The organism is Thioclava sp. UBA3469 (assembly GCF_002378135.1).
In the GTDB taxonomy this organism is placed as follows: Bacteria; Pseudomonadota; Alphaproteobacteria; order Rhodobacterales; family Rhodobacteraceae; genus Thioclava; species Thioclava sediminum.
In genome coordinates this window covers 57,537-69,188 of record NZ_DFRG01000062.1, presented here as the reverse complement: position 1 = coordinate 69,188, position 11,652 = coordinate 57,537, and the positions used below count along the sequence as shown (strand labels likewise).

Below are 11,652 nucleotides of genomic sequence, written 5' to 3'. Positions count from 1 at the left end.
CTTGCCCTTGTTGCGCACATAGACCTGACTGGCCGGGTCTTCGCCCACCAGAACCACCGCGAGGCCCGGCGTGATGCCGTGCTCCTCTTGCAGCCGGGTGACATGCTCGGCCACTTTCTCGCGCACGCTCGCTGCGAAGGCCTTCCCGTCGATGATCGTCGCCGTCATTTCATTCCTCCGTCACTCCGCCGCCGCGAAGGTCGTGCGGTAATGGTCCATCTGCATGCGGGTCGCGCGGACCGCGTTGTTCATCAGCGTCGAGACCGTGACCGGCCCCACCCCGCCCGGGACGGGCGTGATCCAGCCCGCCACTTCGGCGCAGCTGTCGAAATCGGCGTCGCCCACGGTGCGCCCCTCGACCCGGTTGATGCCGATATCGATCAGCGCCGCACCGGGTTTGAGCATCTCGCCATGGACCAACCCCGGCTTGCCCACCGCGACGAACACGGCATCGGCGGCGCGCGAATGCACCGAGACCTGCCGCGTCATGTGGTGGCACACGGTGACGGTGGCGCCGAGCCCCATCATCAGGAAGGCGATCGGCTTGCCCACGATTTCCGAGTGGCCGATCACGCAGACATTGAGCCCTTCGGTCTGGAGCGGAAGGGATTTCAGGATCTCCACCGCCGCGACGGCGGTGCAGGGGCCGAGCTCCAGCTCGTTATAGACGATGTTGCCGATCGAGGCGGGGTGCATCCCCTCCACATCCTTGAGCGGATGCACCGCCTTCTGCAGAACCTTGACCGGGATATGGGCGGGCAGCGGGCGCTGGATGATGATGCCATTGACGCGGGGATCGGCGTTCAGACCGGCCAGCACGCCCTGGAGCTGTTCGAGGCTGATCGTCTCGGGGTAGTTGCGCACCTCGAAGGCCACGCCGGCTTTCTCGGCGTATTTCTTCTGGTTGCGCACATAAAGTTCGGCCGCTGCGACATCGCCGACAGAGATCGAGACGAGGCGCGGCGCCCAGCCTGCCTCCGAAAGCGTCTGTGCCTCGGCATAGGTCTCGTCCAGCTTGACCTGCGCAAGCGCCTTTCCGTCAATGATCGTGGCGCTCATCGGGGTCTCCCTTGCCCAGAACCTGTTCTTCCTGCGCGATGAAATGCTCGATCATCTCGCGCCACAGACGGTCGGCGAGATCGGGATCGAGCCCGGCAGGACCGGCGGCGGCGCGTACTTTCGCCACCACATCCTCGACCCGGTCGGGGATGCGTGCGGGCCAGCCATTTCCCTGTTTGAGTTCCGCCGCACGGGCGATCAGCCGGGTGCGCGCGCCGAGCATCTCGACCAGCTCCCGGTCGAGCGCATCGATCGCGACGCGCAGCTCTTCCATCGTGTGCAGGTCTGACGGAGATTTCATCGACAAGGCTCCCGGAACACTCGCGCCCCCCTATCGCAGCTTGGCCCAACAAGCTCAAGACCGCGCCCCTAGAACAAACCCGTGATGCGGCCTTCGGCGTCGAGGCCGATCGTCTCCGCAGCCGGGTGCCGGGGCAGACCCGGCATGGTCATGATCTCACCGCAGATCACCACGACGAACCCCGCCCCCGCCGAGAGCCGCACTTCGCGGATCGGCAGCGTGTGGCCCGAGGGCGCCCCGCGCAGCGTCGGGTCCGCGCTGAAGGAATACTGCGTCTTGGCCACGCAGATCGGCAGGTTTCCATAGCCCGCCGCTTCCCAGTCGCGAAGCTGGTTGAGGATCTTCTGATCGGCATAGACGTCGCTCGCGTGGTAGATGCGCGTTGCGATGGTCTCGATCTTCTCGAAAAGCGGCATGTCATCGGGATAGAGCGGCGCGAATTGCGACGGACGCTCGGTCAGCGCGACGATCTTCTCCGCCAGCGCCTCGGTCCCCGCACCGCCTTCGGCCCAATGAGTGCACAGAACCGCCTCCACGCCCTGCGCTTCGGCGGCGGCGCGCACCGCTGCGATCTCGTCTTCGGTATCGGCGGTGAAGCGGTTGATCGCGACCACGACCGGCACGCCGAATTTCTTCATATTCGCGATGTGACGCGCGAGGTTGGCGCAGCCCGCCTCGACGGCGGCCACGTTCTCTGCGCCGAGATCCGCTTTCGCGACGCCGCCATTCATCTTCAGCGCCCGCACCGTTGCCACGACCACCGCAGCATTCGGGCTCAGCCCGGCCTTGCGGCATTTGATGTCGAAGAACTTCTCCGCCCCCAGATCGGCCCCGAAGCCCGCTTCGGTCACGACGTAATCGGCCAACTTCAGCGCGCTTTGCGTCGCGATCACCGAGTTGCAGCCATGCGCGATATTGGCGAACGGCCCGCCATGCACGAAGGCGGGCGTGCCCTCCAGCGTCTGCACGAGATTGGGCTGAAGCGCCTCTTTCAACAGCACCACCATCGCACCATCGGCCCCGATCTCGGCGCAGGCCACGGGCGAGCGGTCGCGGCGATAGCCGACGACGATCCGACCCAGCCGCTCCTGCAAATCCGTCAGATCGCGGCTGAGGCAGAGGCAGGCCATGACCTCCGAGGCCACGGTGATGTCGAAGCCGGTCTGGCGCGGAAAGCCGTTCGAGACACCGCCAAGGCTTACGACGATGTCGCGCAGCGCCCGGTCGTTCATGTCGAGCACACGCCGCCACGTGATCCGGCGCGCGTCGATCTCGAGCGCGTTGCCCCAGTGGATGTGGTTGTCGATCATCGCCGAGAGCAGGTTATGCGCGGCCCCCACGGCGTGGAAATCGCCGGTGAAATGGAGGTTCATCGACTCCATCGGCACGACCTGCGCGTAGCCGCCTCCCGCGGCCCCGCCCTTCATCCCGAAATTCGGACCGAGCGAGGCTTCGCGCAGGCAGATCGCGGCGCGCTTGCCGATCCGGGACAGCCCGTCGCCCAGACCCACGGTCGTCGTCGTCTTGCCCTCGCCCGCAGGGGTCGGCGAGATCGCGGTGACGAGGATCAGCTTGCCGGTCTCGCGCCCGTCCAGACCCGCGATGAACTCCGCCTCCAGCTTCGCCTTGTCGCGGCCATAGGGGATCAGCGCCTCTTCGGGGATATCCAGCTTTGCCGCGATTTCCGGCATCGGGCGCAGCGTCGCGGCACGGGCAATCTCTAAGTCACTCGTCATCGGGTCCTCCTGCTGAGGGAGGGTAGCCATTTGACGGCGCAGCGAAAGGGAAAGAAGCGACCGTTGCGGGATTAAATCGCCTCAGCGGACCTCGTCCATCAGCTCCCAGGCGCGCTGATCGGGAATATGCAGCCGCAGCGTTTCGCCCACCACCAGACGACCGGGACGCTCCACCCATGCGGTCACGCCGCGCCGACCTTGGGCGGCCGGTTTGTAGCGTTTGCCCTTCTCGGGATAGTGCTCTTCGATCACCCGGCCCGGGAGGACACAGGGGCGGTTCTCCATATCCACCACGAAGGTCAGCCCGGTCTCGTTCTGCAGCCGCGCCGAGGGCGGGATATGGGTCAGGTCCGGCAGGCCGCGCAGCACGATCGTCGCGCCAACCCAAGAGGGATCGATCTCCGGAACGCCCATCGCGAAGGCGGTCTCGGCCAGTTCCTCCGCCGAGAGGATCGTCAGCTGGCGGACATTGGCGATCTCGGTGCCCTTGGGATGCTGATCGGTCACCCGCGAGCAGGAAGGGCGCGTGCGCCCGCCATGCAGCTCTCCCACGGGACCGTCGAAGGTGAAGTCGATCTCTTCGACCGGGGTCGAGGTCAGTTGTCCCTCGGTGGTCACCAGCCCGAGCCAGACGACCTCCCCTTGATATTGCGTGGGTTTCAGCGCGGCCATCAGCCCCTCTTTGACAAGACGACAAACAGACGACGGAACGGGAAAAAGACGCTGCCGTCGTCCCGCAAAGGATAAACCGTCTCGAGTGCGGTTTCATAGCGTTCGATGAGAACCTGCGCCTCAGTGTCGCCTAGGAGCCGCAGGAAAGGACGCATCGCCGTGCTTTCCGTGAAGCGGCGCACCGGATGCGCGCCCGGCGTGGGCTCCAACTCCTGCAGATATTCGGTGTGCCAGATATCGACCTCGCCCAGAGGGCTAAGCATTTTCGCGTAATCCACCGCAGGGGCCACGGGCGGCACCCAGCCCGCGAAGTTGAACCGGTCGGGGAACATCTCCTGCGACAGGTCGCGCAGGATGCGATGCGACGGCGCGCCATGCTGCGCGGGCATCTGCACCGCCAAAACGCCGCCCTCGCGCAGCTCTCCGGCCAGACGCGGGAAGAGCGTGGCGTGATCGGGCAGCCAATGCAGCGCGGCGTTCGAGAAGATCATCGCCGGCGGCTTGTTGGGCGCCCATTCGGAAATGTCGACCAGATCGCAATGGTGATAGGCGCCGGTCGCTGCGGCGCGCTTCAGCATCGCCTCGGAATTGTCGACGCCCACGATCTTGCGTTTGGGGTAATGGTGGTTCAGCGCCTCGGCCACCGCGCCGTTGCCGCAGCCCAGATCGATGATCTTGCCGCGCTCGGGCAGTTGCGGCACCCGGGCCAGAAGGTCGAGTGCCGGGCGCAGCCTCAGATTGCGGAACCGCGCATAAGCGTCTGGGTCCCAATCGGCTGCGCCCGGCACTGAAGCGTCACGCGTGACCATTCTCGCGAACCTTCGCGGTCAGGCCGAAGGCTCGGGGGTGGTTTCCGCCCCGCCGTCGCCCTGATCCTTCTTCTTGGACGTTTTGGGCAGCGCGGTCACCGACGGCAGACTCCCCGAGGAGCTGTCGTCGTCGTCACCGCCCAGCGGCTCTCCGGAGAGGACCTTCTTGATCTCGTCGCCGGTGAGGGTTTCGTATTCCAGAAGGCCTTGCGCCAGGCGTTCCCAATCCTCGATCCGCTCGGTCAGGATGCGGCGCGCCTCCTGGTAGCCGTCTTCGATCAGGCCGCGCACCTCTTCCTCGATCAGCTCTTTCGTCTTGGTCGAGACCGAGAAGCCGGCGGTGTTGCCCTGATAGCCCTCATGCGCCTCGGCATAGTCGATATTGCCGACCTTCTCGGACATGCCCCAGCGCATCACCATGGCGCGGGCAATCGCCGACGCCTGCTGAATGTCGCCCGCGGGGCCGTTCGAGACATGCTCTTCGCCCCATTTCAGGATCTCGGCTGCCTTGCCCGCCATGGTCATGGTGATCTTCTGCTTGGCCTCGTCCTTGTGGTAGTTGAGCTTGTCCATCTCGGGCAGCGAGACGACCATACCCAAGGCCTGACCGCGCGGAATGATCGTGGCCTTGTAGACCGGATCGCATTTCGGCAGCGACAGGCCGACGATGGCGTGACCGGCCTCGTGATAGGCGGTCATTTCCTTCTGCTCGGGGGTGAGCACCATCGAGCGGCGCTCGACACCCAGCATCACCTTGTCCTTGGCGTTCTCGAAATCTTCCATCGAGACGAAACGACGCCCGACGCGGGCCGCCATCAGCGCAGCCTCGTTCACGAGGTTCATCAGGTCGGCGCCCGAGAAGCCCGGCGTGCCGCGCGCGATGGTGCGAAGATCGACATCCGGCCCCACCGGAACCTTGCGCGAGTGAACCGTCAGGATTTTCTCGCGGCCTTTGATGTCGGGGTTCGGAACGTGGATCTGACGGTCGAAGCGGCCCGGACGCAGCAGCGCGGGGTCGAGCACGTCTTTACGGTTCGTCGCCGCGATGATGATGATGCCTTCATTAGCCTCGAAGCCGTCCATCTCGACCAGAAGCTGGTTGAGGGTCTGTTCGCGCTCGTCATTGCCGCCGCCGATGCCGACGCCACGGGCACGGCCCACCGCGTCGATCTCGTCGATGAAGACGATGCAGGGCGCGTTCTTCTTGGCCTGCTCGAACATGTCGCGGACACGGGATGCACCCACACCCACGAACATCTCGACGAAGTCGGAGCCCGAAATGGTGAAGAAGGGCACGCCCGCCTCGCCTGCAATGGCGCGGGCTAGAAGCGTCTTACCGGTGCCCGGAGGGCCGACCAGCAGCGCGCCTTTCGGGATCTTGCCGCCGAGGCGCGAGAATTTCTGCGGGTTGCGCAGGAATTCCACGATCTCTTCGAGTTCTTCCTTGGCTTCGTCGATGCCCGCCACGTCGTCGAACGTCACGCGGCCATGTTTCTCGGTCAGGAGCTTCGCCTTGGACTTGCCGAAGCCCATCGCGCCGCCTTTGCCGCCGCCCTGCATCCGGTTCATGAAGAAGATCCAGATGCCGATCAGCACGAGGAAGGGAAGCCAGACGCCCAGCAGCGACATGAAGCCCGACTGCTGTTGTTTGACGACGCTCACCGCGATGCCCTTGTCGATCAGCTTCTCTGCGATCTGATCTTCCATCGGCTTGATGGTGGTGAAGCTTGTGCCATCGGCGAGCTGGTAGCGCACCTCTTCGCCATCGAGGCGAACGTTCTTCACCTCGCCTTTATCGACGGCGTCCATGAACTCCGAGTAGGTCGCTTGGGACGAGTTCATCGAAGATTGCCCATCACCGAAAAGGTTGAACAGGGCTAAAATCAGCAGGAACAGCACCGCCCAAAAGGCCAGATTGCGCGCATTACCCAAGGAATATCCTCCAATCGTATCGGGCGGCTGACCTGCGGTCGCCGCCTCTTCCTCAGTGAAAATAGGCATTACGCGCCGGGGTTCAACGTCGAATTAGCCAAGTGGCGAATGCGTCGCGGGAAATCCGCGCCCGCCAGCCTGCGCCAAAGCCCGCGATCGGGGCCGCGACAAGCGTCTCGCCGCGCCAAATGGCGGGACTTGCGGCAAGCGAGGCACGCGGAAGGCCGGTGTCGCGCCAGTCGGGGCATTGGCGCAATCCCGCCTCCCCCAGCGCCGCGACTTCCGCGACGTCGGTTGCGGGCCCGGTGACCTCCCAGCGGTCCCAAAGCGCGGCGCCAGCTTCGACAGCCACGCGCAGGTCGGCCACGGCCTGCGCCTCGCGGGTGATACGGATCGCGTCTTTGCCGGAGGTGATGCGGCAGCCATGCAGGGTGCGGTCGCCGGGTTGCGCGATCTCGGACAGCAAGCCCTGCACCTTCGCGGCGCGCGGCGCATACTCCGCCCCGGAGACCCAGCGCAGCGCCGCCACGATCAGGCGACGTTGCAATTCCGGGTCCATCGCGGTGAAGCCCGCGGCATCGATCAGCAGATCGCCCGACGGCTCGGAGACGTGACGTGCGACCTCCGCCGACAGCAACCGATTCAGCGCCGCATTCGCAGCCGAGAGGTTCGCCGTGACCCCGGTGATCGCCTGCGCATCGACGCCCAAAGGCGCGAGCGCTCCAAGCGCCTGACGCGCCTTGACCCGGTCGAAGCGGTCATTCGCGTTGGAGGGGTCGTCGATCCACCCGATGCCTTCCGCGCGCAGATGGTCGCGCAACGACTCGCGTGTCTGGCCAAGAAACGGACGATGCCATGTCACGCCCTCGGCCTCGAACCGCGGACGCATGCCCGACAGCCCCTCCAGCCCCGCCTCGCGGGCGAGCCGCATCAGGAAGGTCTCGGCCTGATCATTGGCGGTATGCCCCAGCGCGACATGGGCAATCCCGTTTTCGCGCGCCCAAGCGCCGATCAGCCGCAACCGCGCCCGGCGCGCGGCATCCATTAGGTTGCCTTCGGCACTGGCGCCATCCCAACGCAGGACGGTATGCGCAATGCCGCGATCCGCGCAGAACCGACCGACAAATGCGGCTTCCTCGGCGGCCTCGGGGCGCAGCCCGTGATCCACCGTCACCGCGGCGACCTCGAAATGCGCAGCCAGCAGCACCAGCACCGCCATCGAATCCGAGCCCCCGGAAACGGCAACCCCGACGCGCCGGGGCGCATCGGGGTCAAAACCGTGTCTTGCGATGTCGTCCAGCGTCACCGGAGAGCGCTCACTGGCATCCCAGCGATTGCTGCGCGCTCTGCGCCTCGCCCGCCGCCGACGAACCCGGGAAGCGTGCGCTCACCTGACCCAGCGTGGTGCAGGCCTCGCTCTGCTGGCCAAGCTGCCCCAGCGCCTTGCCGAGCGACAGCAGATTGTCCGCTGCCCTCGACCCTTTCGGATCGGCGGAGAACCCGTCGAGCCATGCGCGTGCAGCGCCCGCTTCGTCGCCCTGCTTTTGCAGCGCGAGACCGCGATAATACATCGCGTCGCTGGTCAGCGGAGAGCCGGGATAGGTCTGCCGGAAGGTCGCGAGAAGATCGGCTGCGGAGGCATAATCGCCATCCTCGAAGGCTTTCTTGCCCGCCTCGAAATCCGATTTCTCGTTAATCGCAAGATCGGGACCGGGCGTCGAATCCGGTGCGGGGCCGGTGACCGAGGGCGCGTTGGTCGGCGCGTCGCCTCCCAGCGGCTTGGCCATGCCCAGCTTCGAAATGTCGCAGTTCTCTTCCATCTCGCAGACCCGGAAATTCAGATCGCCGATCCGCTTCGTGCCATCGGCGACGACGCGGTTGATCTTGTTTTCCAGCTCTTCGACGCGGTCGGTCATATGCGACAGCGACAGCTCCATCGAATCCATCCGCTGGAGAGCGGAATCGCCACCCGCTTTCTGCAGACCGGCCTGGCCCGAGGCTTGCAGCTCCTGACGCAGGCTACCGATTTCGGTCTGAAGCTGTCCCAGTTCGGTCTTGATGTCAGCCAGCGTCTGGGCGCGGTTCGCGTCCTGAGCCAGCGCGGGCGCGGCTGCCAGAACAGCCGCACCGAGAAGCAAAGCTCTCAGCATCGCGATCAGCTCCCGACCGCCGATTGCGAGATCACCGTCACCGCGCGACGGTTCTTCTGGTAGCACTCTTCAGTGGAGCAGATCGCCAACGGGCGTTCCTTACCGTAGGACACCGTGCGCAGACGGTTGCCGGCCACGCCTTGGCTGATCAGGTATTCCTGTACGGCCGAGGCACGGCGTGCGCCGAGCGCGAGGTTGTATTCGCGTGTGCCCTGCTCGTCGGCATGGCCTTCGATAATCGCAGTGTAGCTCGGATGGCTCACCAGCCAGCTTGCCTGCTGGGTCAGGATTCCGCGTGCGGTGTCGGTCAGCGTCGACTGGTCAACCATGAAGTGTACCATGTCGCCGATGGTCTGGCTGAAATAGGCCGGCGAGTTCGGGTCGTTGATCCCGCCTTGGCTGACGCCGTCCATGCCAGCGCCGCCCGGGCCGAGCGCGCCGCCGGGACCGGTCGCGCCGGAGCCGTATTGATCGGGGTTCGAACAGGCCGCGAGGCCCAGCATCGAGATGGCCAACACGGCCTTCACTGCAAAATTCATTGGTTCCGCCTTTGTTGATCTGCCCATTGCGGGCGAGCCTACCAGTTTCTCTAACGCTTGTTAATCCGCCCTCAGGGCAGAAGCGGCGACCAGGCCGGGTCCGATGCGGCGCCCGGCGTGGAGACTTTCTTCAGGTTGCGCCCGGAGATGTCGACCGAATAGAGCGAGGCCGACCCTTGGGCGCCAGGGCTCTCCCGGGTGAACATGATCACGCGGCCATTGGGCGACCAGGTCGGGCCCTCGTCGAGGAAGGACGAGGTCAGCAGACGCTCTTCCGAGCCGTCGGTACGCATCACGCCGATATGGAAACGGCCCTGGTTCTGCTTGGTGAAGGCGATCATGTCGCCGCGCGGCGACCACACGGGGGTCGAATAGCGCCCGTCACCAAAGCTGATCCGCGTCGCGTCACCGCCGCCCGCGGGCATGATGTAGAGCTGCTGCGTGCCCGAGCGGTCGGATTCGAACACGATCCGCGAGCCGTCGGGCGAGAAGCTGGGCGAGGTTTCGATCGCAGGCGAGGTCGTTAGGCGCTGGGTCTGGCCCGAGCTGATATTCATCATCCACAGGTCGGTATTGCCGTTCTGCTCCATCGAATAGACGATCTTCGTGCCATCGGGCGAGAAGCGCGGCGCGAAGGTCATCGTACCGGGCACTTCCGGCAGAAGCCGCGCCGAGGCGGTGGCCACGTCGAGCATCTTGATGCGCGGGAAGCCGGTCTCGAAGGTGGTGAACAGCACCTTGGTGCCGTCACGCGAGAAGCGCGGCGCGAGCACGATGGTCGAGGCATCGGTGAGATAGGTCACGTTCGCGCCGTCGTAATCCATCACGGCGAGCCGCTTCTGGCGATTGTCCTTCGGCCCGCTTTCCGAGACGAAGACCACGCGGCTGTCGAAATAGGGCCCCTCGCCCGTGATGCGCGAATAGATCACGTCCGAGACCTTGTGCGCCAGACGCCGCCAGCTGGCCGGCGAGGCTGCAAGTTGCTGCCCGTCGCCCATCTGCTGCCCGGAGAACACGTCGAAGAGGCGGAACTTCACGACCACCTTGCCGCCCTGCATACCGACAGAGCCCACGACCAGCGCCTGCGCGTTGATCGCCTGCCAGTCGGAATATTTCACCGGCGTATCGAAGCTCGACACGTTCTGGATATAGGCGGATTTCGGGATTTCGCGGAACAGGCCCGTTCCCGTCAGATCGCTTGAGATCACCTGCGTGATCTGGCTCGCCATATCGGCGGCCTCGGAACTTTCGGGGATGAAGCCCGCGATCGCGAACGGCATCGGCTCGATCACACCGTCGGTGATCTCGATATGCAGCGGTTCAGAATCCTGCGCGGTTGCGGCGATGGGTGCCAGCATCACAGCCGCCAGCAAACTGAGAACGAAACGCATCATGTCACACACTCCCTTTCCGGGTCTTGCCCGGTTTGTAACGCGCTGCGGCACGATCGTGCATCACAACCCCATGACACCGCGCGGAAATTCGCCGATCCATCGTCATTTCATCCTCATTTTTTCGGGATTGAAGTCGATGGTGATCGTTTTCCAGCGGTCGTATTTCTCCGGCGGCAGCGGGAACCCGTCCGAGCCGCACAGAACGATAGCGCGACGCCCGGCCTCGAAGGCCTGATCGACCGCGTTGCCGGTACCGCCCGTCGCCCCGACCAGCTTGATCGAGGAGATGATCGGGTGGCCGTCGGGCTGCATGTCGACCGAGAGCGTCACCGTGGTTCGCAGCGCATCCGAGCTGAGCGCGCCGGTGTTCCAGCACTGCTTAATGTCGACGATCAGCGCGTCTTTCTCGCCCGCGGTGATCGGCGGACCGGTCGGCGCAGAGCCGGTGCCGCCCGTCCCCTCGCCGCCCAAGGCTGCCGCCAGAGCATCGTTGACCGAGGCGCTGTCGACCTTCTTGGGCTCGCTCGGCGCGGGCTTGGTCTCTGCCGGTTTCGGCTCGGCGGGCTTTTTCTCCGCGGGCTTCTTCTCGGCAGGCGCGGCGGCCGTCTGCGTCTCTTTCGGCGCAGGCGGTTTGGGCTTGGCGCTCGGACGCGGCGAGGCCAGCGGCGCAGAGCTTTCCGGCTTGTCTTCGGTCTTGTTCGCCTCGGTCACGATCTCCGTCGAGGCTTCCGGCGGCGCGGTCGCCTCCTTCGGCTTCTCGACCGGCTGATCGGGCGTGTCGGCGGGTTTGGGGGCCTCTTGCGGCTGAGCCTGCGGGTCGACCTTCGCTTCGGGCGGCGGCTCGGGCGCAGGGGTCGGCGCCACGCGCGGCGCCTGTTTCGGCTTCGGCGCGGGAGAGATGTCGGGCGTGACCGTCGGCGAGGGCTCCTCGACCGGCGGGACGATTTCGGGCGGCGTGTCGCTCACCTCGGCGGGCGGCGTCGGCTCTTGCAGGGCCGAGACGTCGGGCTGCGCATCAGGGGCCGGATCGGGCTGCTGCATCGCCTGCGGCTCGGGTTCC

12 protein-coding genes are annotated in these 11,652 nt (G+C 65.5%); all 12 read right to left on the bottom strand.

What is annotated here, in order from left to right; genetic code table 11:
- Nucleotides 1-168, bottom strand: a 168-nt coding sequence (locus tag B3D39_RS05440) for a tetrahydrofolate dehydrogenase/cyclohydrolase catalytic domain-containing protein (RefSeq protein WP_286789443.1), incomplete at its 3' end; no start/stop codon positions are given.
- Nucleotides 169-180: 12 nt separating this feature from the next.
- Nucleotides 181-1,059, bottom strand: a complete 879-nt coding sequence (locus tag B3D39_RS05435) for a bifunctional 5,10-methylenetetrahydrofolate dehydrogenase/5,10-methenyltetrahydrofolate cyclohydrolase (protein ID WP_274962975.1) — start codon at nt 1,057-1,059, stop codon at nt 181-183.
- Nucleotides 1,040-1,360, bottom strand: a complete 321-nt coding sequence (locus tag B3D39_RS05430; protein WP_078521910.1) for a chorismate mutase — start codon at nt 1,358-1,360, stop codon at nt 1,040-1,042. The genes B3D39_RS05435 and B3D39_RS05430 overlap by 20 nt, the downstream gene beginning before the upstream one ends.
- A gap of 68 nt (nt 1,361-1,428) precedes the next feature.
- Nucleotides 1,429-3,096, bottom strand: coding sequence for a formate--tetrahydrofolate ligase (locus B3D39_RS05425; protein WP_274962974.1), 1,668 nt, complete (start codon nt 3,094-3,096; stop codon nt 1,429-1,431).
- Between the two features lie 81 nt (nt 3,097-3,177).
- Complete coding sequence (locus B3D39_RS05420; protein ID WP_078521914.1) at nt 3,178-3,768, bottom strand: MOSC domain-containing protein; 591 nt, start codon at nt 3,766-3,768, stop codon at nt 3,178-3,180.
- A complete protein-coding gene (locus B3D39_RS05415) occupies nt 3,768-4,577 on the bottom strand; it encodes a methyltransferase domain-containing protein (RefSeq protein ID WP_274962973.1) in 810 nt (269 codons plus the stop codon). Before B3D39_RS05415 ends, B3D39_RS05420 begins: the two co-directional genes overlap by 1 nt.
- 18 nt (nt 4,578-4,595) lie before the next feature.
- Entirely contained in the window at nt 4,596-6,509 is a 1,914-nt protein-coding gene (gene ftsH / locus B3D39_RS05410; RefSeq protein WP_078521918.1) for an ATP-dependent zinc metalloprotease FtsH, read from the bottom strand.
- Between the two features lie 82 nt (nt 6,510-6,591).
- The gene (gene tilS / locus B3D39_RS05405) at nt 6,592-7,815 is read right to left on the bottom strand and encodes a tRNA lysidine(34) synthetase TilS (RefSeq protein WP_274962872.1); all 1,224 of its coding nucleotides are present in this window, start codon (nt 7,813-7,815) and stop codon (nt 6,592-6,594) included.
- Nucleotides 7,816-7,825: 10 nt separating this feature from the next.
- The gene (gene ybgF, locus B3D39_RS05400; RefSeq protein ID WP_338113641.1) at nt 7,826-8,659 is read right to left on the bottom strand and encodes a tol-pal system protein YbgF; all 834 of its coding nucleotides are present in this window, start codon (nt 8,657-8,659) and stop codon (nt 7,826-7,828) included.
- A gap of 5 nt (nt 8,660-8,664) precedes the next feature.
- Complete coding sequence (gene pal / locus B3D39_RS05395; RefSeq protein WP_078545208.1) at nt 8,665-9,198, bottom strand: peptidoglycan-associated lipoprotein Pal; 534 nt, start codon at nt 9,196-9,198, stop codon at nt 8,665-8,667.
- A gap of 71 nt (nt 9,199-9,269) precedes the next feature.
- A complete protein-coding gene (gene tolB, locus B3D39_RS05390) occupies nt 9,270-10,592 on the bottom strand; it encodes a Tol-Pal system beta propeller repeat protein TolB (RefSeq protein ID WP_078540249.1) in 1,323 nt (440 codons plus the stop codon).
- A 102-nt stretch (nt 10,593-10,694) separates the two neighbouring features.
- A partial coding sequence (locus tag B3D39_RS05385) for a hypothetical protein (RefSeq protein WP_286789442.1) occupies nt 10,695-11,652 on the bottom strand: 958 nt, incomplete at its 5' end.

Coding starts and splice junctions, on each gene's coding strand:
- B3D39_RS05435 (WP_274962975.1), bottom strand. CDS start 1,059: ATGAGCGCCACGATCATTGACGGAAAGGCGCTTGCGCAGGTCAAGCTG.
- B3D39_RS05430 (WP_078521910.1), bottom strand. CDS start 1,360: ATGAAATCTCCGTCAGACCTGCACACGATGGAAGAGCTGCGCGTCGCG.
- B3D39_RS05425 (WP_274962974.1), bottom strand. CDS start 3,096: ATGACGAGTGACTTAGAGATTGCCCGTGCCGCGACGCTGCGCCCGATG.
- B3D39_RS05420 (WP_078521914.1), bottom strand. CDS start 3,768: ATGGCCGCGCTGAAACCCACGCAATATCAAGGGGAGGTCGTCTGGCTC.
- B3D39_RS05415 (WP_274962973.1), bottom strand. CDS start 4,577: ATGGTCACGCGTGACGCTTCAGTGCCGGGCGCAGCCGATTGGGACCCA.
- ybgF (WP_338113641.1), bottom strand. CDS start 8,659: ATGCTGAGAGCTTTGCTTCTCGGTGCGGCTGTTCTGGCAGCCGCGCCC.
- pal (WP_078545208.1), bottom strand. CDS start 9,198: ATGAATTTTGCAGTGAAGGCCGTGTTGGCCATCTCGATGCTGGGCCTC.
- tolB (WP_078540249.1), bottom strand. CDS start 10,592: ATGATGCGTTTCGTTCTCAGTTTGCTGGCGGCTGTGATGCTGGCACCC.